This window comes from Paraburkholderia sediminicola (assembly GCF_046026855.1).
Lineage (GTDB): Bacteria > Pseudomonadota > Gammaproteobacteria > Burkholderiales > Burkholderiaceae > Paraburkholderia > Paraburkholderia sediminicola_A.
On sequence record NZ_JAQQET010000003.1, the window covers coordinates 109,420 to 132,160 of the forward strand.

Annotated in this window: 20 protein-coding genes; 9 read left to right on the plus strand and 11 right to left on the minus strand. The window is 60.0% G+C overall.

From position 1 onward, the window contains the following. Nucleotides 1-90: 90 nt before the first annotated feature. Nucleotides 91-957, plus strand: coding sequence for a LysR family transcriptional regulator (locus tag PQR40_RS04440; protein ID WP_408508494.1), 867 nt, complete (start codon nt 91-93; stop codon nt 955-957). Between the two features lie 49 nt (nt 958-1,006). On the opposite strand, the gene PQR40_RS04445 is transcribed toward PQR40_RS04440, so the two are convergent. From PQR40_RS04445 to PQR40_RS04470, 6 genes are all read right to left on the minus strand, one after another. Beyond that, nucleotides 1,007-1,651 carry a hypothetical protein gene (locus PQR40_RS04445; RefSeq protein ID WP_408333425.1) on the minus strand — a complete coding sequence of 215 codons (645 nt, stop codon included), beginning with the start codon at nt 1,649-1,651 and terminating at the stop codon, nt 1,007-1,009. A gap of 70 nt (nt 1,652-1,721) precedes the next feature. After that, nucleotides 1,722-2,696 (minus strand): alpha/beta hydrolase, encoded by a 975-nt coding sequence (locus PQR40_RS04450; protein WP_408508495.1) that lies wholly within the window; start codon nt 2,694-2,696, stop codon nt 1,722-1,724. An 11-nt stretch (nt 2,697-2,707) separates the two neighbouring features. Continuing rightward, complete coding sequence (locus PQR40_RS04455; RefSeq protein WP_408508496.1) at nt 2,708-4,045, minus strand: amidohydrolase family protein; 1,338 nt, start codon at nt 4,043-4,045, stop codon at nt 2,708-2,710. A 4-nt stretch (nt 4,046-4,049) separates the two neighbouring features. Then, complete coding sequence (locus tag PQR40_RS04460) at nt 4,050-5,549, minus strand: FAD-dependent monooxygenase (protein WP_408508497.1); 1,500 nt, start codon at nt 5,547-5,549, stop codon at nt 4,050-4,052. 104 nt (nt 5,550-5,653) lie between these two features. Next, nucleotides 5,654-6,724, minus strand: coding sequence for a porin (locus PQR40_RS04465; RefSeq protein ID WP_408508498.1), 1,071 nt, complete (start codon nt 6,722-6,724; stop codon nt 5,654-5,656). 133 nt (nt 6,725-6,857) lie between these two features. Beyond that, a complete protein-coding gene (locus PQR40_RS04470) occupies nt 6,858-8,204 on the minus strand; it encodes an MFS transporter (RefSeq protein WP_408508499.1) in 1,347 nt (448 codons plus the stop codon). Nucleotides 8,205-8,333: 129 nt separating this feature from the next. On the opposite strand from PQR40_RS04470, the gene PQR40_RS04475 reads away from it, so the two are divergent. After that, nucleotides 8,334-9,311, plus strand: coding sequence for a LysR family transcriptional regulator (locus tag PQR40_RS04475; RefSeq protein ID WP_408508500.1), 978 nt, complete (start codon nt 8,334-8,336; stop codon nt 9,309-9,311). Between the two features lie 117 nt (nt 9,312-9,428). Here the strand turns inward: PQR40_RS04475 and PQR40_RS04480 are convergent, their stop codons facing one another. Next, nucleotides 9,429-9,872 (minus strand): universal stress protein, encoded by a 444-nt coding sequence (locus tag PQR40_RS04480; protein WP_408227455.1) that lies wholly within the window; start codon nt 9,870-9,872, stop codon nt 9,429-9,431. A gap of 339 nt (nt 9,873-10,211) precedes the next feature. Between PQR40_RS04480 and PQR40_RS04485 the strand changes: the two genes are divergently transcribed. The 3 genes from PQR40_RS04485 to PQR40_RS04495 all read left to right on the plus strand — a co-directional run bounded on the left by PQR40_RS04485 (nt 10,212) and on the right by PQR40_RS04495 (nt 13,689). After that, nucleotides 10,212-11,378, plus strand: a complete 1,167-nt coding sequence (locus tag PQR40_RS04485; protein ID WP_408508501.1) for an HPP family protein — start codon at nt 10,212-10,214, stop codon at nt 11,376-11,378. A 95-nt stretch (nt 11,379-11,473) separates the two neighbouring features. After that, nucleotides 11,474-11,890 carry a MarR family winged helix-turn-helix transcriptional regulator gene (locus tag PQR40_RS04490; RefSeq protein ID WP_408508502.1) on the plus strand — a complete coding sequence of 139 codons (417 nt, stop codon included), beginning with the start codon at nt 11,474-11,476 and terminating at the stop codon, nt 11,888-11,890. A gap of 2 nt (nt 11,891-11,892) precedes the next feature. After that, nucleotides 11,893-13,689 (plus strand): chloride channel protein, encoded by a 1,797-nt coding sequence (locus tag PQR40_RS04495; RefSeq protein ID WP_408508563.1) that lies wholly within the window; start codon nt 11,893-11,895, stop codon nt 13,687-13,689. A gap of 78 nt (nt 13,690-13,767) precedes the next feature. On the opposite strand, the gene PQR40_RS04500 is transcribed toward PQR40_RS04495, so the two are convergent. The 4 genes from PQR40_RS04500 to PQR40_RS04515 all read right to left on the minus strand — a co-directional run bounded on the left by PQR40_RS04500 (nt 13,768) and on the right by PQR40_RS04515 (nt 17,914). After that, a complete protein-coding gene (locus tag PQR40_RS04500) occupies nt 13,768-13,995 on the minus strand; it encodes a hypothetical protein (protein ID WP_408391758.1) in 228 nt (75 codons plus the stop codon). A gap of 365 nt (nt 13,996-14,360) precedes the next feature. After that, nucleotides 14,361-15,449 (minus strand): porin, encoded by a 1,089-nt coding sequence (locus PQR40_RS04505; protein WP_408508503.1) that lies wholly within the window; start codon nt 15,447-15,449, stop codon nt 14,361-14,363. 117 nt (nt 15,450-15,566) lie between these two features. Beyond that, the gene (locus tag PQR40_RS04510) at nt 15,567-16,868 is read right to left on the minus strand and encodes a dicarboxylate/amino acid:cation symporter (RefSeq protein WP_408227472.1); all 1,302 of its coding nucleotides are present in this window, start codon (nt 16,866-16,868) and stop codon (nt 15,567-15,569) included. 182 nt (nt 16,869-17,050) lie between these two features. Next, entirely contained in the window at nt 17,051-17,914 is an 864-nt protein-coding gene (locus PQR40_RS04515) for an amidohydrolase family protein (RefSeq protein ID WP_408508504.1), read from the minus strand. 132 nt (nt 17,915-18,046) lie between these two features. Between PQR40_RS04515 and PQR40_RS04520 the strand changes: the two genes are divergently transcribed. The 4 genes from PQR40_RS04520 to PQR40_RS04535 all read left to right on the plus strand — a co-directional run bounded on the left by PQR40_RS04520 (nt 18,047) and on the right by PQR40_RS04535 (nt 22,724). Beyond that, the gene (locus tag PQR40_RS04520; RefSeq protein WP_408227478.1) at nt 18,047-18,970 is read left to right on the plus strand and encodes a LysR family transcriptional regulator; all 924 of its coding nucleotides are present in this window, start codon (nt 18,047-18,049) and stop codon (nt 18,968-18,970) included. A gap of 29 nt (nt 18,971-18,999) precedes the next feature. Continuing rightward, nucleotides 19,000-20,235, plus strand: coding sequence for a LysR family transcriptional regulator (locus PQR40_RS04525; RefSeq protein WP_408508505.1), 1,236 nt, complete (start codon nt 19,000-19,002; stop codon nt 20,233-20,235). 211 nt (nt 20,236-20,446) lie between these two features. Beyond that, nucleotides 20,447-21,748: a cation:dicarboxylate symporter family transporter gene (locus PQR40_RS04530; protein WP_408508506.1), complete on the plus strand. Its 1,302-nt coding sequence runs from the start codon at nt 20,447-20,449 to the stop codon at nt 21,746-21,748. Nucleotides 21,749-21,821: 73 nt separating this feature from the next. Next, on the plus strand, nt 21,822-22,724 hold the full coding sequence (locus PQR40_RS04535) for an NAD(P)-dependent oxidoreductase (RefSeq protein WP_408333455.1): 903 nt from the start codon (nt 21,822-21,824) through the stop codon (nt 22,722-22,724). The last annotated feature ends 17 nt before the right edge of the window (nt 22,725-22,741 follow it).

The window sequence follows — 22,741 nt, forward strand, 5'->3', positions numbered from 1 at the left end:
CCTTTGCGGTCGTCGAGATAGAGACCGTTTCACATGCTCGACATAACGCGCCGTTAAGCTGAGGGGTTGTGAAAATGAAGGAGACGGAGTTTGTACGATCAGCTGAAAGCATTCCACGCGACCGTGCAACAGGGCAGCATCACGCGCGCAGCGAGGCATCTCGGCCTGAGTCAGCCGACCATCGCGGCGCAGATCAGACAACTCGAACAGACCTACGGTGCGGAGTTGTTCTATCGGAGTGGACGCAGGCTTGAAGTGACCGAGACAGGCGTCAAGCTCTTGCCAGTGATCCAGAAAATGATCGACCTCGAAGCGCAGGCCGGGACGACGCTGCGTAATGCAGGCGGCTTGTTCGAAGGTCATCTGCGGCTCGGGGCGACCGGGCCGTACTACATCATGGATGCGATCGGCCGCTTTTCGGAGGCCTATCCGACAATTGAGTTGACCTGCCGGATCGGCAATTCGGAAGAAATGCTCAATGCGCTACACGAATTCCGCATTGATCTTGCGGTGTCCTCGCAACTCAACGCTGCTGAAGGATTGGCGCGGCGTGTGATTTCAACGGATCCACTGGTGCTGGTCGTCCACCGCACGCATGCGCTGGCGCGCTTCACCGAGATCGATGCGTCAATGCTGGCCGAGGTGCGACTGCTGATGCGCGAAGATGGTTCGGTGACACGTCAGCGCACTGAAGAGATCGTTGCAGCCGCGGGGGTCGCGCCACCGCGAGTCGCGGAGATCGGCAGCCGGGAGGCCATTCGGGAAGCGATCCTGCGTGGGATCGGCGGCAGCCTGTTTCCGCTCGGCGAGGTCGAAAAACATCCCGATCTGTGCGTGCTTGGCTTGCGCGGCGTACGCACGACGATCGACGAATACATCTATTACCTGAAAGAACGCGGGCAGAGTCCCGCAATTGCCGCTTTTCTTGCGTGCATCGCACGAGATAGCAGCGTTTGATTTCGTACGGAACGGCTTCTTTGGGAGCCGGACTCTCGATGAGAAGAATTCAACTGAGGTTGTCTTCGCAATCCGCCCACAGCCGCAGTGGATCGCGGTGGCCAGGATACTGCTTGTCCAGCCATGCCGAAAGCCTCGCCCAATCGGGGTGGTTTGTCCCGGTCTGAGCAGACCAGATCGACGACCTCTCAAGAATGTTTCCGTTCTCGCGATCACGCACGACCAGGCTGCCGAGACCGCTCGAGCTGTTCGCCTGCGATTCGACCCTATACCGCGGCAGTAGTCTCACTTCAGCATCCTCTGCCCAGCCGTACACGGCTCGGACCACGCCGGTCGCGTCCCTCAATTCCACTGCGCCGCTCGGGGGCCGAATGGCCGCCCAGCCCTCAGGAAATTCTGCGACGACCTCATTGCCGCTTTCCCTGACCCATTTCATACGCCATGCCTTCTCCATCGCCTGGCGCACGTGCGGCACCGACTGATATCCCGGAGGCAACTCGATCGCTGTCGGCAAGGTGACGAGATTATCTTTCCACAACGATGCCTCGTCACGATCACGTCGAGCGATTGGCTCAGATACTTTTTCTCCGAACGGGTTGTCAGGCCGGCTCGCAAGATGGGTGCCGCTTTGCTGCAGGTCGGGGAAAAGATTGTCCGCATCCTGACGCGTCCGTTTTGGTTTTCCGTTTTTCATGGGTCTCTCCGCTGAAAGGCACTCTCAAGTACGACCAATTTACATTAATCGTGAGCTTGAGGTGTCTCTTTCACCGGGCGACAGGCAACGCGTATTGATCGAGCCACGCGGCAAAGCCCTGACAAATCTCGTCATTCGTGCGGCACGCCGCTGCCGAAGCATCGAAGAACCCAAAGAATGGATGGAACATATCGTCGAATCGGTGCACCTGCACCGGAACGCCGGCCGCGCCAAGACGTTCCGCATAGGCGAGTCCTTCCTCGCAAAGCGGGTCGTGCCCGGCAACGGCGATCACCGCGGGCGGCAACCCTGCAAAATCCGCTGCGTGCAACGGCGATGGCGGAAACATCCCCGCCTGTGCCGAGTTTGCCCCCATGTAAAGCCGCGAAATATCCCGCAGATCCGACGGCGACAGCATCGGGAAGTCGCTCTGTTTCGCTTCGATCCGCGAGGTATCACGAGCCAGATCGACACCGGGCACCACGAGCAGTTGTGCCGCGAGACGCTCTCCCCGATCGCGCAGTGTCAGAACAGTCGACGCAGCGAGGTTGCCACCCGCGCTCTCCCCTGCCACCGCGACGCGCGACGCATCGCCCCCCAGTGCCGCGACGTTGCGAATGGCCCATAGCGTGGCCGTCAACGCGTCATCATGGGCGGCAGGAAACGGGTACTCCGGCGCCAGCCGGTATTCGACAGATACCACAACCGCGTTCATGTCCCGACATAGCTTGCGTGCGATGTCGTCCATCAACTCGACGCTGCCGAGCACGAATCCGCCGCCGTGGAAGAACACCACCGTCGCCAACCCAGGTTGCGCATCTTGCGGACGATAGACACGCACCGGCACGTGGGCACCGTCGAACCCGGCAAGCGCATCTTCGACCACGCCGACGACGGGTAACGCAGACCGTTCGCGCGCCGCCATGATGGCGCGCCGCATCCGCTCACGCGCTTGCTCAGGCGTGCCGGAAAACGGCGGCGGTGCGTTAGCGGCACGCATGGCCGACACAATGCCAGCCAGTTCAGGATCGAGCGGTAAAGGCATGGCGGCGTCTCTCATTGCAATCCGAGAATGTACTGTTGGGACGCCAGCGCGCGCTGCCGTAGCGCGTCGAGGTCGACATCCAGCATGTGGCCATGCCGCTTCACAGCCCGCCCCGCGACAAAGACCGTGTCCACGTTGCCCGGATGGGCGGCCAGCACAACAGCCCCCACCGCGTCGGAAACCGGCGTGAGATTGAGGTCGTCGCAGCGGATCATGATGATGTCGGCCTGTTTGCCCGGCGTGAGCGAACCGACTTTGTGATCGAGACCATTCGCTCGCGCACCCGCGACGGTGGCAAATTCAAGCACGTCGCGCATCGACAGCGTGGCCGGTGCATTCGGAACGCTCGAATGGTTGCCCCCCATCCACGAGCGGTAATAGGCGAACGCATGCCGCATCTGCGTGAACATGTCGCCTGAGCATTTTGTTTCGGTGTCGCCGCTCAGACTGGGCCGGATGCCAACCGCCAGCAGTCGATCTAGCGGAATGTCGCCGATGCCCTGAGCATTCAATTCGCAATGCACGCCGAGCGAAGCGCTGACCCCGGCATCGGCCATCATCGCAATCTCATCCGCACCGCAAAAGCAGCAATGCACGAACGTCAGGTCGTCGCTCAATACACCGGCGTCATGCATCTGCGTAATGGCCTTCACAGACGCGTTGCGCGCGTACGCGCCCATGTGGACGGTCGAGCGGATGTCGAGTTCGCGGGCGAGTCGCAGATCAGCAAGCCAGACGTCGCGACACGCCATTTCGGGGCCGCGTGCCGCCATGGCCAGCGTGAGCAGTTGATCGTCTGACGAGAAGAATTGCTCGCGCAGGCGCCGGATGTCATCGGGGTGGCCACGCTGGCTGTCGAACATCCACGAAGCACCGTCCACCAGCGGCCAGCCGTGGGCAAACACGCCGCGAATGTTCGCATCACGCAGGCCTAGAATAGCCGCGTCCGAATGTTCCGGAGTGTTCTGCACGTGCGACCAGTCGAGCATCGTGGTGATGCCGCCGTCCAGCGCGGAAACGGCGCCGAGCATCGTACCAATGTAGACGTCCTCCGGCCGGAACGCGGCGCCTTTGGCGCCCAGCATCTCGGCGAAGTAAATCTGCGGATCGATATCCGCATAGCGATGGCGCACGCAGGTTTGCCACGTGTGGCGATGCGTATCGACAAACCCAGGCAGCACGATCATGCCACGCGCGTCGACATGCCCGGCATCGGGAGCGTCGATGTGGGGCTCGACGGCAATGATGTCCGTCCCCTCGACGAGGATGTCACCTTTACGCAGGTCGCCGATAGCCGGATCCATACTCAGGATCCAGCCGCCTGTCAGCAGAATTCGTGGTTCGTTCATGATGTCACCGCTTGAGCCATTTGCCGATTTGCGCTTCGGCTTCGCCGGCACGCGCCACCTCCATGCTTGCCCATGCCACGTATCCATCCGGACGGACCAGCAGTGCTTTCACACCATCCATCGACGCGGGGATATGCGCGGCACGCACCGGCAATACCGTGACCGGCAGCCCGGACACATCGAGTGCCCCGAACTGGCGGCTGAATCCTTCGAGATCCAGCAACACGAAGTGCCGGCTTCGCAAAGTCTCCGTCACCGCGACGGAACGTCCGTCAAGCAACACGAGGTCGAAATCGGGACAACGCAGGCCCGTCAACGGATGGCTATCCGCGTCGCACGGATAAGGCGCTTCCAGACCGCATAGCTCCAGCACCAGTTTGCGTTGCACATCAGGCAACGGAACGATGTGCTCCTGCATCCGACGCTTGAGCGCCACCGCCTCGGGCTCGAAGTTAAACTGCAGCACGCACTGCGCCTTCACGCTATCGAGCAACGCATGCATGACGGGAAGACGTTCCGTGTCATAAGTGTCCAGCGTAGCCACATCCGCGACGCCGTTGATAACGTTGGCGAGTTTCCAGCCGAGATTGAACGCATCCTGCAAACAGAAATTCATGCCCACGCCGCTTGCCGGGTAATGAATACGCGCGGATTCGCCCACGAGGAAAGTACGTCCCTGACGCAGGCTCGGCACCGCGCGCATCTGGTCGTCGAATCGTGATGCCCAGCGATATTTCTCGATGCCGTAATCGGTACCATGCACATCACGAATACACTGCAGTGCTTCCTCGAGCGTAACGGGCTCGTCTTTCGGCGCATGGCGGCGATCACGATGCACGATATTGAATCGGGTAATCCCCTCGCCAAAGGTGTAGCCGCGCACCCAGCCCATTTCGTTATCGACATTGATCCGTCCGCCCGGCCACGGTGCTTTCAATTCGGCGTCGAGCACGATGCCGCGGAATGTGCCGGAACGCCCCTCGAACGGCAGGCCTACTTTCGAGCGCACGGTACTGCGGCCGCCGTCGGCGCCGATCAGGTATCGCGCGCGCAGCGTCGAGATGACACCAGAGGCATCGGCCACATCGACCTCAACACTGTCTGCATGCTGGCGGACGTCCCGCACTTCGGCGCCGCGCTGCACCTTCACACCGCTTTCCACCGCCCAATCCCACAGCACCTCTTCGGTCAGGTTCTGCGGCAGGCCCAACGTGAAACCAAAGCGCGTTTCCAGATACTTCCATTCGATAGGATGGAAGCCCGCCCAGATATGGGACGGACGGAATGGGTACTCCGCAATCTTGCGCGTTTTCTCGATGAACCTGTCCGCAATACCTCGCGCATCGAACAACTCAAGCACGCGTGGCAGGATCGTGCCGGCGCGTGACTGGACACCTTCGGTACGTCGCTCCAGCACCAGCGTTTTGACGCCCGCTCCCGCCAGTTCCGCAGCAACCGTTAGGCCCGACGGACCGCCGCCGGCCACAATGACATCCCACTGCATCGTATTTCTCCATCTGCCTTGTGAATTTGGATCCTGCATCGCGATCCTGTAATGCCGAGCCCGGCCGCGCCTATGTGACGAAAGCGCCGAACGGGCCACTCGACTTAAAAAAGATGCGTCATCCCGGCCTCGAGTTCGAGTTGTCGTGACGACGACGCCGGCGCCTGGTTTCGAAGCACCGCCAGTTGTCCGCTGCCTGCTATTTGCAGCACGCCAAGCAGGTAAAGGCTCGTGCGCTTCGAAAGCGCATAGTCGAGATGGGCATGAACCTGGTTCCATTTGTAGGTGTCCAGCTTCGTGTATGAATAGCCGCCACCGATGCGCATTTGCGTCGTGATGTATTTGTACGCACCGACATCGATGGACTGCGCCGTTTCCGATTGGCCCGCGGCCGTCAGGTGCGTATAGCTGTAGTTGCCCATGACACGCACCGTGTCGCCGGCGTAGGCCACGCCGATCGTCGTCGTGTTCTGGTTCTGGCTAACGGTCCGCGAGGGATTGGCGCTGAAATTGATACCGTACAGCTCGCTCACACCTAGCCTGGTGTACGGTGCGTACGGCACGCCATCCACCGATTCCCAAACGAGCACGGACTGGAACGGGCCGCTGGAAAAACTGGCTTCCGCGCCAACGGTACGACCCGTGTTGGTGGTCGAACCCTGCTGTCCGAACCCATACTGAGCGCCAAACTGAAGCGCGCCACCGAACACAGGCGATTTGTACTTGACCAGGTTGTTGAGCGAGTTACCCACGGTCCGGTCCAGATTGCCAGGATGGGTCGCCAGAAAAGAAGTGAAGCGTTCAGACGTGAATGGAACAAGATCGGCAAGGAGGTCATACATGGACCCCAGCGTGACCGTTCCCACCTTGTTTGATTTCAGACCAAGGTAGCTTTCGAAAGGCGAGCTCGTGCCGTTGTTCAGAAAGGCGTACTGGCTCAGCCGAAAGAACGCCGAGCTATCCGTATCCAGTTCCTCCCTGCCCGATATTGCCCAGAACGGCACCGCATGGGATCCGGTCATCTGATACAGGCTGCTCCCCTTGCCCGCATTGTTGCTGTACGCAATGCCCGTTCCGAGCAGACCCGAAAGGGTCACGCCAGACTGGGCGCAAGCAGTACCCGAAATAGCCATATACATCGTTATACTAATTAATAACTTTGTTTTCATTTCCATGTCTCCTTACCTCCTCCATAAACCCCGCTCGAACACGATCGCTATAACTGCGATTCGCAAGCCGGACAGGGATCAGACCAATCGTTGTATGGAGTAGCGATCTTCTGCAACCCTTCTGACCGACGGTTCATTTTCATCGCGCGTCGCCGATATGAACGTGCAATACTACGGGGACACCCACGCCGTCCCAACGCAGAAAGTTGCGATAAAGCACCACGGCAGCCCAGAGCGCGACGGCGCCCGCGGCGGCGAATACCGAAGCCATCGCCTGGGGCAACGCGTCGTGGCCTCCCCCAAAACCATGCTGGCTGACAAGCGCGATCAACGTGGGAGAACCGCCTTGTCCAATCAACCCGTTCAGAACGAGGACGATCGCCATAACAGCGCCCACGATCGACGCAGGCGCGGTTTTCGCAACGACCGTCGATGTGACTGCCATAAACGTCCATGAAAACAGCACCACCATGGCGTCGACGATCCAGAATGCGGTCACCGACCCGATCAGGCACATCGTGACTGTCAGCGCTGTTACAGCGATCGTCACGAGCACGCCGACACGTGCAACGCCCGCCAGGCTTCTGCCCCCTTTCCGGTCCATCGCCATGCCGGCGAGCCACAGACCGAGCGGGCCCATGGTCAGTAACAGGCCGCCCTGCATCAGGCCGATTTCGCGCAGACCGAGGTGAAAGCGGCGCGCGGTCATGGTCGGCATCCAGCTCCCGAGGCCGAAAGTGATCATCGCGTGAGAGACGGCAAAAATGAACAACGGCAGAAATATCGCCCGATTGACGACCAGGTAACGGCCGATTCCCGACAGACCGCGGCTTGCATCCAAGGATGCTTCCTGTTGCCGCCCCGGCTCCTTCGCAAGAAAAATGAGCAGACTCATGGGCAGCCCGACAACGCCGATCAGAAGTAACGTGACCTGCCACGGAGAAACCGTACCAATGAAAGGAATCGAGCGGATACCCGCGGATTGAATTGCGCCCAGCAACGGACCACCCAGTACGAGCGACAACCCGGTTCCGAGCATCAGCGACATGGTGTACACGGACAATGCACGTGCCCGGCGCTGTTCGTCGACCCCGTCGCGAATCAACGAATAGGACGAAGGCGGAATCAATGCCTCCGCACCGCCGACGATAATTCGGGCCACGAGGAGCGCCACGAACGCCGACGCGACTGCATTGGAAGCCACGGCAAGCGACCAGATCGCGACGCCCACGGCAATGACAACGCGCCGGTTGAATCGATCCGCCAACCAGCCGGACGGCAACCCAACCACAATATTGGCAACGGCAAATGCCGCGCCGATAAGAAGGCTGATCTGGACGTCGCTCGCGCCGAAATCCCGCTGAATTGGCCCCACCATCAGTACGAGAATGTTCTTGTCGATCTGGGCCAGCATGCTCACGACGGTCAGGCAGGCAACCAGTCCCCACTGCCGCAGAATTGAATTGCGGTTACGGCGATCCTCCATATTCTCTGTCTCCGAAGATTTGTGCGCGCCATAGAGGGCCGCTATTTGCAGCAAGTATAGATTTCGCGGGACATTTACCAAATTTATTGTTTAAATGAAGAGCATCTATCCTGTAAATGTCACACGAAAATGCGCTTTAACAAACTGGACCTCAACCAGCTGGTCGTGCTCGATGCGATCCTGTCCACCCGCAGCGTCGGCCGTGCGGCCGAACGACTGTTTCTCAGCCAGCCGGCAACGAGTTGCTCCCTCGCCCGCCTGCGCGAGTATTTCGAAGACGAGCTTCTGGTGCCCGTAGGAAAGACCCAGGTTCTGACGCCACTGGCTACCGAGCTGGTCAAACCTGTCAGAGACGTTCTGCTGCAAATTCAGACGATCACGCGGGCCAGACCCACGTTCGATCCGGCGACATCGACGCGGCGCTTCACCATAGAGTCATCCGATTACGTGATCAGCGTGTTTCTTTCTGAAGTCGTGAGAAAGGCGGCCACGCTTGCGCCATTGATGCAGTTCGACTTGAGGGCGCTCAGCCCACAGTCGCCGGAGCACCTCGAGGGAGGCGAAGTCGAATTGCTCATCGCACCGGTATTCAACACGGTTGCGGGACACCCAGCCGAAGTGCTGTTTGAAGACACGTTTTCATGTCTGGTCTGCGCGGACCACCCAGTCAAAGGCGGTACGATCACCACCGACCAATATTTTGAATCGGCACATGTCGGTGTCGAATGGGGCGGCGGCAGGCGCGTGACCTTAGACGCGCAGATGATCTCCACCGGCAAACAGGTTCGCCGGCAGGACGTGATTTCACCCACCTTCACGCTTGTCCCGGAACTGCTCCTTGGTACGTCAAGAATCGCCACCCTTCCGACACGGTTAGCCTTGCAGATGGTGCAGCGATTTCCACTGCGCATCCTGCAGTGTCCAATCGAGATTCCAACGTTCGCGGAAAAGGTGCAGTGGCACAAGTATCAGGAACGCGATCCCGCGATCTCATGGCTGCGCACACTGCTAAGGGAGACGGCACGTGAGCTGCCCGTGACTAAACTGGCCGGCGCCGGCGGAAAGATTTCCGGCAAATCACCGCGCAGGCGGAGTGCGGCGCGATAGGGTGACTCACCGCTCAGGATGGTATATGCCAGGACATGCCGGTGATCGCGGCGACGCCCCGGGCGCATTCCATTCCCCCATGAACAGGTGTGAGGACACATTCCGCGTTATACGCGGTCATTGCCTGTCCGGACACATCGCGACGAGCACACTGCAACTGACCCTGTCCAGCAGCAGCCCGTCATTTTTTCCGGCCCACCAGCGCGCCAACCGCGTGGAGTGGCGGTGACCAACCACGATGAGGTCAACGTTCAGATCTTTTGCAAAGAACGGAATTTGATCCAACGGGTCGCCGACGGCGAAATGTCCGATTGCCTGGATTCCGCGCGCTTCGAGCTTCTTCAACCCTTCCTGAAGCAGGTCTTTGGCAGCGTTGCTCACGACGTCAAAGGGCACAGCGGAGGTGATATCCGCGCCCTGTATCCACGCAGAGTTGTTAAGAATGGAAAGAACGTGCGTTTCCGCTTTGAGTTGCTCGACCAGCGCGGCCGCCTCTCCAAGAGCCCGCTGTCCCTCACGGGTTGCGTCATAACAAAGAAGCACACGGCTGAAACTCGACATGTCACCACCTCCTCTTCCTACTCGCGATGGCCCCTCTCTTACAGAGTGAATCACGGTCGAACTGGTTTCACTCGCACAATAACCATGCAGTTATTTTATATCACGACATGAGTCACTTTGATAGACGGCGACTTCTTTGAAGGTTCGGCGCATCTCATCCGTACAGGTCCGCAACGGGGTTGGCGAATGGTTTCACAGGCACAGCGAGCAGCCAGATCGCGAGGTTACATCACAATGCGATATAATCACTGCGATTGTTTATTTCGTTTCGCGAAAGTTCCCGCCCTCAAGGTCACGGCCTCGCGATTGAGTTCATACACCCTTTTTCCCGGTCTGATCTTGTCCCGCTCCGTCGCACTCAACTGGATTTCCAGCTTCATCCCGGCCCCCATTGCCGTTAAATGGCAAGAGCGTTGGCGGTCCTGCCTCGGTGCGCTGCTCGGCATTGCGTTCACGGGTGGCTCGATGCATCTCCTGCTCGGGTCTGCGGCGAACATTCCGCTTCTCGTCGCCCCAATGGGCGCATCCGCGGTATTACTGTTTGCGGTGCCGGCCAGTCCGCTCGCACAGCCATGGTCTATTGTCGGCGGCAACCTCGTTTCTGCAACGATTGGCGTGACCTGTGCAAGTGTGATTGCGGACCCGATCCTTGCGTCGGCGCTCGCCGTCGCCCTCTCGATCTGCGGGATGTTCGCTCTTCGGTGCGTTCATCCGCCTTCGGGTGCTGTTGCGCTGACGGCTGTGCTGGGCGGCCCCGCCGTACATGCGTTGGGCTACGCTTTCGTGCTTGAGCCCATTGCCGTTCAGTCGATTGCGCTACTCTGCGCCGCGATCGTCTACCACGCCGCCACCGGTCATCGCTATCCGCACGCCGGCCGTCAAAACCAGGGTAACGCAGGCGCAGCGGCCGATCAAACATCGCGCTCGGGTTTCACCCGCGCGGATCTGGACGTGGTTCTGAAAAGGCGCGGCGAAATGCTGGACATCGACCCGGACGACCTCGAGTCGCTGCTGCGCGAAACACAGCTTCAGGCCTTCTCGCGAACCTTTAACGAACTGACGTGCGCGGACATCATGTCGCGTCACGTCGTGACGGTTGCGCCGGACACCCGGGCGGCAGCCGCGTGGGGGCTGCTCAAACGCCATCACGTGAAAGCCCTGCCGGTCACCGATCCTGCGCACAGGCTCGTTGGTATCGTGACCCGCGCGGATCTGATCGATAAGCGAACATTCGGAAGGCTTTCCTCCGTTGCCAGTTACGTCGATGGCTGGCTTCGCAGGGATTCGCTCTCCACGCCGAATGTCGGCTCAGTGATGAGCACCGAGGTCTGCACGGTCAACGCGGCATCGCCAATTACCGAACTCGTGCCCATGTTCGCGAACTACGGCCACCATCATATTCCGGTACTCGATGCTGCGGGCCAGGTCGTTGGCATGATTACGCAGGTGGATCTGATCTCTGGCCTGTATCGTCAAACTTTCGCGAAGGACCGGCCGGCGACGTAACGACGGCAGCCGGCGGATGGAGCAAACACGGCCAATTTACGATCATTTATATCACCATATGATATAATTATGACTTTTACGTTGGCAGGTATCCAATGAAAGTACGGATTCGCGGGCTGAGCAAGACCGACTTCGAGCAGTTGTCAGAGTTTCGCTACCAGATGCGGCGCTTTGAACGGTTCTCAGAACAGGCCGCGCAAAGCGAAGGCATCACGCCACTCCAGTATTTGCTGCTGCTGCACATCAAGGGATATCCGGAACGCGACTGGGCAACCGTTGGCGAACTGGCGGAGCGACTTCAGGCCCAGCACCACGGTGTCGTCGCACTGGTATCGCGTTGTGAAGCACTCAGTCTGGTCCGCCGCCAGATCAGCGAAGCGGACCGCCGTCAGGTTGAGGTCCACCTGGAGAAAGCGGGTGAAAAGGTCCTTGCAAAACTGGCGGAACTGCACCGTGCCGAGCTGAAATCGCTCGAGGGTGCTTTCCAGATTCCACAAATCGACTTCGAATAATGATGAGCACCGATTCTCACAAGCGCGATTTTTCAACCAATACACGGCTGCCTGGCATTTTCGTACTTGCTGCATGTATCGGTGCAATCAGTACCGTTGCCGCATTTGTATTGATGAATCTGATCCATCTGTTCACCAATCTGTTCTTCTTCGGAATCCTCTCGTTTGAGGATCGCTCGCCCGCCCACAATGCGCTCGGCGCCTGGGTCATTCTCGTGCCGGTGGTGGGCGGTTTGATCGTCGGCCTGATGGCGCGGTACGGCTCCGAAAAAATCCGTGGGCATGGCATTCCGGAAGCGATTGAAGCGATCCTGTTTGGAAAGAGCAAGATGTCGCCGAAAATCGCCGTGCTCAAACCGCTGTCGTCAGGCATTGTGATCGGCAGCGGTGGCCCCTTCGGCGCCGAAGGACCGATCATCATGACGGGCGGCGCACTCGGTTCACTGCTCGCACAATGTGTGAAAGTGACCTCGGCGGAGCGCAAAACGCTGCTGGTCGCGGGCGCGGCGGCGGGTATGACCGCCGTGTTCGGCACACCGGTGGCCGCTGTGCTGCTCGCCGTCGAACTGCTGCTTTTCGAATGGCGGCCGCGCAGCTTCCTGCCTGTCGCGCTCGCCTGTGCTGTCGCCGGTTTCGCGCGGGCGGCGTTTTTTGGCACCGGACCGCTGTTCCCACTGGAAACGGGAGCGCCTGACGGCTGGTCGCTCATTTCCTGCGTCATTGCCGGACTGTTATCTGGCGCGCTGGCCTCAGGCCTTTCAGCTGCCTTGTACAAGACGGAAGATCTGTTCGGCAAGTTGCCGATTCACTGGATGTGGTGGCCCGCGCTCGGCGGTGTCATCGTCGGCATTGGCGGGTTCATCGAGCCACGCGCACTCGGCGTCGGATACGACGTGATCGGCGATCTGCTTCACCAGAATATCGCCTTGCAAATCGCGCTCGCGTTACTGGCCGTCAAGGCCGTCATGTGGGTCGTTGCGCTCGGCTCGGGAACCTCTGGTGGCGTGCTCGCACCGTTGCTGATGCTGGGCGCCGGACTCGGGACCGTACTTGCCCACTTTCTGCCCGGCAATCAACCGGCGCTGTGGCCGCTCGTCTGCATGGCTGCAACGCTCGGTGCGACCCTCGGCGCGCCTTTGACGGCGATCGTATTCGCATTCGGCCTCACGCACGACAGCAATGCGCTGCTGCCGCTTCTAACCGCAACACTGGTTGCACACGGATTTTCGACGGTAGTGATGCGTCGCTCGATCATGACGGAAAAAATCGCGCGGCGCGGCTATCACATTTATCGGGAGTATGGCGTTGACCCGCTGGAGCGCCACTATGTCGACGAGGTCATGACACCGTTGGTCGAATCGATCGATGCCGTCACGACGGTTGCCGATGCACTGGCAACGTACTTTGGTCGCACGCAGACGCGCCGCGCGTACCCGGTGGTGCAAGATGGCGCTGTGCTCGGCATGATCGACCGGATGTTTCTTCAACAGCTGTGTCAGGATGACTCGGAGCTCAAAGCCCGTCTGAATCTGGCTGACGTACTGCGGCAACGGCCCCCCGCTTTTGCCTTGCCCGACGAAACCTGCCGGCTCGTTGCGACCAGGCTGGCAGTACATGGTCTGGAACGTTTGCCTGTCGTCGCTGACCGGGACACGATGCGCCTGGTTGGGATCGTGTCACGCAGCGATCTGATCAAACCGTCGCTCAGCCATTTTGAAGAAGAGCATAAGAAGGAGCGCTTCCGGCGCATTACGCCAGCCCTTCGAAAGCGGCGCTTTGCCCGTCGCAAGACCGCCTGAGATAACGGACCGGCAGCGCTAAAGACCTGCCGGTCCGTCTGAAATCCAGCATTACGCGATGTTCATCTAATCGTTATATCAGTCGGCTTCGGTTGCTGGTTCGTAGATGTTGATGAACAACTGATTTTTCATGGGGAACGAGTTTTTGCCGCCGTCTGTCACGACCCAGTCACCCGGCGCGACAGTGCGCCACCCCTCCGGCGTCAAAACACGCCACAGCCCATCGTGCATTTCGACCGCAGCATGATCACCCGGCTTGAACCACTGGACTGCGTCGACAGTACAATTTCGTTTTCGAAACTTCATTTCTTTTAACTCGTACCTATCAAACTCCAACCGTTTCCAGACAGATTCCCCGCGGGCTGTTCGTTTTCTCTACGTTGCCTTAGTCAAATTCTAGCGTGATGCCTACGAGCCGGGTTGGCAGGCGCTGTAGAGATTTGTCGAGTTTTGTTCACCGAATCTCCGGGTCGGTGTAACAGCAGGGAATCGTCAATTTTCCAGGAAATTGATGGAATAGCGGCAGGTATAAAGAGCGCTTAAAGAGAAGTCGACGTCTTCCCAATGTGATCTATGCTTTCAACGAAAGCCATTCAGAACGCCTGCGACTGCCCAGGTGCCATGCGCGCTGACTTCGCAAATGCACCCTTCGGCCGCCAGATCGCCTCGCCCTAAAACGTGTGCTGCATGCCGACACCGTATGTACTGCCCGACGGGTTGGCCGTCAGCTTGTCATAAGAATAGACCGCATACACATACGTGCGCTTCGACAAAATATGGTTATAGGCAATGGAGCCGGTATTGCGCACATTGCTCTGGTTCAACGGCGCACTGTGCTTCGTGCGCGCCCATTCGGCGAGGATCGTGTTCGACGGCGACAACGGCACGGAAACTCCTAGCTCATACGTATGTGAGCCGGTCTCAACGTCGTTGTTGCTTGTCATCTGCGCAGCCCCATAGAGCTTGACGATCTTTGCATCGTAAGCAGCGCCTGCGAGATAAAGATATTGACCGCTCGACGGCGCAACCGCCGCCGTTCGTACACGCTGCGCCGAGAACACCGCCGTGAGCGGCCCGTTTGCGTAGGTCAGATGCAAACCGATGTTGTCCTTCCCCTGTTGACCCGTGGTGCTGCTGACGCCATAAATCACGGTGCCCGTGAGACCGCTGTAGTTCGGCGAAACGTACTCGACGGCGTTTTGCCAGACCGTGTCGCCGATCTGCGTATTGCTATAGCTCGCGGTATACGACTGCACGATCAACGGCGAGAACACCACCGACGAGCCGAACGGATTGACGAGTTGCTGGTTGGAATAAGTCGGATTGGTCTGCTCCCCCACTTTGAACGTGCCATATGCGCCGGTCAGGCCGACATAGGCATTGCGCGAAAACAAACCATCCGTGGTGTTGCGTCCCATCTGCCCCGTGTTCGGCCTGAAAAAACTCTCGAGCGCGAAGATCACCGCATTGCCGCCACCAAGGTCTTCGCGGCCGCGCATGCCCCAGAACGACGTCGTCATCCCTCCACCGCCTTCCTGTACCGTGCTTGCACGGGTCGTGCTGAGTTTCGAACTGTCGATATACATGCCGATGAGTCCATACATCTGTACGAAAGACGATGGTGTCCCCGCCCCTCCGGCTACCGCCGATGAATCGCCTGCGTGCGCGACGCCAACGCCGCTGGCCACCAACAATCCCGTTGCCACGCATGCGGCGTTGAGCTTCACTCGACCGGGCAATCCGCTTTTTTCCACTGACATTATGTTTTCGTCTCCAAACCAGTTTGTTGTTTTATGCGCGAGCGCTCCCCCGCTGCGTGCACGGGCAGCGCACGCAGACCGCGAAACACACGAGGGGTTTTCTCGCCGGCTAGCGCGTCATTCGGCGTGACGGCGCGACATTTCGGCGTTCAGTTTCGAACGGTCAAGCTCGTGCTCCCATGCCGACACCACTAGCGTGGCGACACCGTTTCCGATGGTGTTGGCGATCGCGAGCCCCGTTCCCATGAAGCGGTGAATGCCGAGGATAAGAACCATGCCGGACACTGGAATAATCGGGAAGACCAGCAGCGTCGAAGTCAGCATCACGAAGGCCGCGCCAGCCACACCGCTCGCGCCCTTCGACGTCAGCATCGCCACGCCCACGAGCGTGAGCTCCTGCGTCAGGCTGAGCTCAATGTTGAATGCCTGCGCGATGAAGAGCACGGCCATCGTCAGGTAGATGTTGGTGCCGTCGAGATTGAACGAATAACCGGCTGGAATCACAAGACCCACCACCGATTTCGAGCAGCCGAGCCGTTCGAGTTTTTCGAGCATCCGTGGCAGCGCGGCTTCGGACGAACTCGTGCCGAGCACGATCAGGATTTCCTCGCGGATATAGCTCAGGAAGCGCAGGATGCTGAAGCCTAGCAAGCGCGAAATCACACCGAGCACCACCAGCACGAAGAAGGCGAGCGTCAGGTAGAACGTGCCAATCAGTTTGAGCAAAGGTAGTACGGCGCCGATGCCATAGGTGCCGATCGTGAACGCGATTGAGCCGAACGCCCCGATCGCCGCGACCTTCATGATGATGTGAACGATGCCGAAGAACGTCTGTGCGAAGCGGTCGATCATGCGAACCAGGGGCCGGCCGTATTCTCCCGTAGCCGCGAGCGCGGCGCCGAACAGCACGGAGACCAGCAGAATCTGCAAGACATTGCCACTCGAAAATGCGCTGACCACGGTGTCGGGAATGATGTGCATCAGAAACTCGACCGTGTTCTGTTCGTGCGCGGCCGTCGCGAATCCGGCGAGCGCTTTGGTATCGATCGTCGCGGGATTCAGATTGAAGCCGGTGCCGGGATGAAACAGATGCCCGGCCACGAGTCCGATCACGAGCGACAGCGTCGATACGACTTCGAAATACAGCAGCGCCTTGCCGCCGACACGCCCGACCTTCTTGATGTCGCCCATGCCGGCGATGCCGGTGACAACAGTGCAGAAGATGATTGGGCCGATCACCATCTTGACCAGCTTGATGAACGCGTCACCGAGCGGCTTCATCTGCACGGCGAGCGACGGCGCGAAATGACCCAGCAGCACGCCGAGAAGGATCGCGAGTAGCACGTGGAAATACAGCGCGCGATAGAAGGGTTGCTTCGCGCTGCGCGCGGGGGATGTCATGACGGCGCTGTCGTTCATGGCGCCGCTCGCGAATGAGCCGAACGGGCCGAATGGGCCCGGTGGCAATGCATACCGGTCATTGTTGTCTCCTGATACGAATGGTGAGCGGAAAGCCGGTCGATTCCGGATTTCCGCCTGGCTGCCATTCTTGGCGTGGCAGTTCAAAAGTGAGTAGTAAATAAGTAAAGCGAACGGTTCGCTCAGAATCCGTAAAGCCGTGCCGGGTTCGTGACGAGCAGTTGCTCGCGCAGCGCCGCGTCCGGACAGAAGCGGAACAGCAGATCGACCAGTTCGCCGTCGTTCGGCATGTCCTGGCTGATGTTCGGATGCGGCCAGTCGGTACCCCACAGCACGCGGTCGGGAGCGGCTTCGATCAGCGCGTGCGCGAATGGGATCGCATCGTCGAAAGGACGGTGACCTGCGGACACGCGCTCGGCGCCGCATACCTTGACCCATGCTAGCGGGTTGCGCATCAGTTCCAGAAGCTGGCGGAACGGTTGCTGATCGACGCCGGCTTCCGCGCGTACACGGCCCATGTGGTCGATCACGAAAGGCACCTTGATACGCGCGATCCGCTCGCCGTATTGCAGGATGTCTTGCGCGTCGAGATGCAGCACGACGTGCCAGCCAAGGCCCTCGATCCGTTCGAGCACCCTATCGAATACATCGAGATCGGGCGCGCCGCCCAGATGCGCGACGAAATTGAAGCGCACGCCGCGCACGCCGCGCACGTCGAGGTCGGCCAATTGCTCATCGGTCACGTCGCCGTCGACGATCGCGACGCCGCGATAGCGTCCATTGCCACGCGCGATCGCATCCAGCATCGCGGTGTTGTCGGTGCCATGGCAGCTTGCCTGCACGATCACGCCCCGGTTCGCGCCGAGAAAATCGTGCAGCGCGACAAGGCGCTCGAATGGGGCGTCGGGCGGCGTGTAGCTGCGCTCCGGTGCGTAAGGAAATTGATCGGCGGGGCCGAATACGTGGCAGTGCGCGTCACATGCACCGGCAGGCAGTTGCTGAACGGGTCGAACGGGATCGGGATCAGGAGGCAGGCAGGATTTCATGAAGCGTCGTCTCGATGTCATGCCGCATGGCGCGGCTTTGTAAGGGCTGCATGCATTGTGGCGACGATGATGGATCGGTACAATCACCATATTGAACTAGCTGATATGTGAATTTCACATACGTTGCCAACCATGGACCTGAAGCAGCTCGAGGCATTCGTTCACGTCGCTGAACTCGGCAGCTTTACACGTGCCGCGATCACGCTGGACACGAACCAGCCCGCCCTGAGCCGGCTCGTGCGGCATCTGGAAGTGGAATTGCGGCATACGCTGCTCGAACGGACCGGCCGCGGCGTGACGTTAACGCCGGCAGGCCAGCGGATGCTCGCACATGCGAAAGGTATCCTGCAGCAGGTGCAGCGCGCCTCGCAGGATCTGGACGAGTTGCACGGTGCACCCGGCGGTCATTTCGGCATCGGCATCACCCCCAGCTTCGCGAGAGTCGCCACGCACGAGCTCGTCCGGGGTTTTCGCTCCTCGTTTCCCGGGGCGACTATCTCGGTGGCTCAAGGCCTGTCCACCTATCTGATCGAATGGCTGATGATGGGCCGCATCGACGTCGCGGTTCTGTACGACACGTTCGATACGCCGTTGATCGACAAGCGAACCATCTTTACCGAAGAACTGTTTCTGATCGGCCCGGACAGTGGCGGCACCCCCACAGCGGCAGTACGCGAGCCCACAACAGCGATCACGCTGCGGGAAATCGTACGCTACCCACTTATCATCCCCGGCCGCATGCACGCGATCAGACGGATGGTCGAAGCGGCTGCCGCAGAACAGGGCGTAAGATTGCGGATCGAACTGGAGGTCGATGCAGTGACCTCAATTCTCGATCTGGTCAGCGAGGATATCGGCTATGCGGTGCTATCACTCAATGCAACTAGCAGCGATGCGCTCAAGCGGCGCTTCCAGGTGATCCGCATTACCGAGCCGACGCTCTTCAGCCGTCTTGCGATCGCAACCAGTAGCAAGCACACGCTGTCGCAACTTGCCATCCAGGCGATCGCCATGCTCGAATCGAAAATATTGCCGCTCTACGGCACCGCTGCCTGACCCCGGGTTTATTTCGCACGTCCGCTCTCTTGGCCAATTCGACATCTCCGAGCACCGATCTTCTCAATCTCGCTCAACTGCGTGTGTTCACCATCGTCGTTGAACACGGCAGTGCAAGCCGGGCAGCCGCGCTGCTCTTTCGCGCGCAATCAGCCGTGACACGCTCCGTGCGGGAGCTCGAAGAAACGCTCGGCGAACGGCTGCTGGAACGCAGGCCATCGGGCATGCTGCCCACCTCGGTTGGGCGTACCGTCGACGAACGCAGCCGGCGCATCTTCGCGGAATTGCAGGCGCTCGCACAGTGGTGCGCGACGCGCCAGGCGCGCGCACGCGCCTTCACTTCTGGCTCGATTCCGTCCTACTTGCTGAACACACGGCGCTTGCAGTTGTTCGTCGCTCTCGTGCGTCATCAGCACATGCCAAGCGCGGCGCAGGCGCTCGGCGTCAGCCAGCCGGCCGTCAGCAGCGCAGTGCGGATTCTTGAGAATGGCGCCGATATCGCGCTGTTTCACCGTACGGCGCGAGGCGTGCAACTCACCCGCGAGGGAGAAATTTTTGCACTGCACGTGCGGCGCGCTCTCAACGAACTGCGCCACATCCCTGACGATATCGCTGCAGTGCGCGGCAGTATCCGCGGTCATGCTGCGGTCGGCGCGTTACCGCTCAGCCGTACGTTGATCCTTCCGGAGGCGGTAGCGTGTGTCAGGCGTGCCTATCCGGGTGTGCGCATTACTACCGACGAAAGCGCCTACGAGACGCTCGTGGCGAAGCTGCGCGCCGGCGACATCGACTTCATTCTCGGCGCCCTGCGTCCCACCGATGCCGCGAGCGGGCTGCATGGCGAACCGTTGATATCGGACGATATGGTCGTGCTCGCCCGGGCGGACCATCCGCTCGCCGGCAAGCGGGGACTCGAGTTACAACAACTGGCCGACGCGGAGTGGCTTTTACCGCGCAACCACACGCCGGCGCGTTCGATTCTCGATGCGCTATTCGTGCGCATGGAGTTGGGAGTGCCGGTACCCGCGATCGAAACGGCGGATCTCGCGATGATTCGCGGTCTCCTGTTGCGTACGGACATGCTTGCCGTTCTGTCTGCGCAACAGGTCTACTACGAACTCGAGACCGGACAACTGGTGATTCTGGACGTTGCGCTGCCCCACACGGGACGCGCAATCGGTCTGACAACGCGAGCGGCGGCCGAACCGTCTCCGGCCGCCCGCAAGCTGATCGAAGCGATTCGCGAAGTCACCCGGCGAACCTGAGCGAACCTGCCCCGATCTGCGTGATCCGCCGCGCTCGCCACCCCACGCACGGCGCATTTCCATCGATTCCATCGGTATAAACGCGGACATCAGACCTTCCCCGCCTGCCCCGATAAACAAAACAGGCGGCACATTCAACACTTGGCAGCGGGCAAACGTCCGCACCCCCTCCATACTTTCGACATCGAGAAAAAGCAGAACGGAGGAGACGGTGAGTCTGTTGAGCAAGACGTACGTCCAGGTGCTGATCGCCATCGCCCTTGCGATCGCATTCGGTCTGCTTGCGCCGCATCAGGCCGTGATGATGAAACCGCTCGGGGACAGCTTCATCGCGCTCCTGAAGATGATGCTCGGACCCATCATTTTCTGCACCGTCGTTCATGGAATCGGGCATATCAAGGACTTCAGGCGGCTAGGCCGGCTCGGCATCAAAACCTTGCTTTATTTCGAAGTGGTCAGCACGCTCGCAATGCTGGTCGGTTTCGCGATCGTCAATATCGTGCGGCCTGGCGATGGACTGCATGCCAGCGCCCTAAGTCCGGTGCACGCCGCGGCGGACGTCATCAAGGCGGGCAGTTCCGGCGACTTCTCGTTCACCCACTTCCTGAGCTCCATCATTCCTCACACATTGTTCTCCGCTTTCGTCAGCGGTGACATCCTCCCCGTTCTATTCGTTTCGCTTTTGACGGGCTTCGCGTTGAGCAGTTGCGCGAAGCCTGACTGGTTGATTTTCCGGCTGATCGAAGAAGCGCAAACTGTCGTCTTCAGGATCCTCGGTTTCATCATGCGCCTCTCGCCGCTCGGCGCATTCGGTGCAATGGCGACCGCTGTGGGCAGCTACGGCGGCGTCACGCTGCTTTATCTGTTGCGCTACGTTCTGACCTATTACGCGAGCACATTATTTTTTGTGTTCGTAGTACTGGGCATTGTGTCGGCAACAGCGGGCTTCTCCATTCTGAAGATTCTTGGCTTGATCAAGGAAGAAGCCATTCTCGCCATGGGCACGGCCGCCAGCGAAGTCGCGCTGCCCCGTCTCATCACCAAGCTCGAACAGGCGGGCTGCGACGAGGCGGTGGTCGGTTTCGTGCTGCCGGCAGGTTATAGCTTCAATATTGACGGCGCCTGCCTGTATATGGCGTGCGGGGTCGGTTTCATTGCGCAGGCGACCGATACCCCGCTCCCGCTCTCGCAACAGCTGGCCCTGCTCGCGGTAATGCTGCTTACGTCGAAAGGCGGCGCCGGCGCGGCCGGTGGCGCACTAGTCAAACTGGCGGCCACCTTGCAGTCTTCACACGCGCTACCGTTGTCGGGTGTGGGTCTGCTATTCGGCATCGATCGCGTGCTCGCGATCGCCACGTCGACGACCAACGTGATCGGCAACTCGGTCGCGGTGCTCGTGCTGGCGAAATGGGAGCGCATGTTCGATCAGCAAAAATTCGACGCTTACGTTAACGGTCGCCACGCGCCGCCAGCGGGACCGGTGACAGTTCGGGCAACCGAGCACCCGCGTTGAGGTTGCGACGCAAATCACGGCGCGCCACACACAGCATATTGTCATTTCCCACCCTCACTCGCAGAGAATCAGCATGGATCAGAATCGCACTCAGCCTGTTGGCCGCATCGCAATCATCGGCTTCGGAGAAGTCGGGCCTATCTTCGCTCGCGCATTGACCGTGGCCGGCCATGAAGTGTCGATCTTCGACATCAAGCTGCAAGATGCGGCTACGCGTTCGACGATCTTGCAGCGGGCCCACGAATGCAACGTTCACGTGGCCGACGATCTCCCAGCGGCACTGCGCGATGCGCAACTCATTTTCTCCGCGGTCACCGCGAGCCAGGCGGAAGCGGTCGCCACCGCTTCCGCGGAATATCTGACGAGCGGCCAGACCTTCCTCGACCTCAATTCAGTTTCGCCCGCCGTCAAACAACGCAACTGCCAGCAGATCGAACGCAATGGCGCCGACTACGTGGAAGCCGCGGTGATGGCGCCGGTTCCGCCGCACGGCATACAGGTGCCGATGCTGTTGGGCGGCCGACTCGCTGTAGAAACGGCAGACCGTCTCAACGGGTTGGGGATGCGCACGGAAGCCGTGGCGCAGAAAGTCGGCCTCGCCTCAGCCATCAAGCTATGCCGCAGCATCATGATCAAGGGCATGGAGGCGCTATGCGTTCAGTCGATGCTGGCAGCCAGACAGTTCGACGTGGACGGCCGCGTGCTTGCATCGCTCGCGGCAAGCTTTCCGGGCGTAGGCTGGGATAAGGGCTACGAGGCCTATCTGATCGGTCGTGTAGTCGAACACGGGCAACGGCGCGCCGAAGAGATGCGCGAAGCCGCATTGATGCTGGACGCCTTAGGGATGTCGAGTGCCCTCGCAAACGCTGTCGCCGACGTGCAACAGGACCTGGCGACGCGAGGCGCGCCATTGGTCGAAGCACTGGATCCGAAGGGAAGCCTCCCGGAGTGGAGAAACCTGCTCGGGGTAGCCTAATTCGATCAACGCCACGT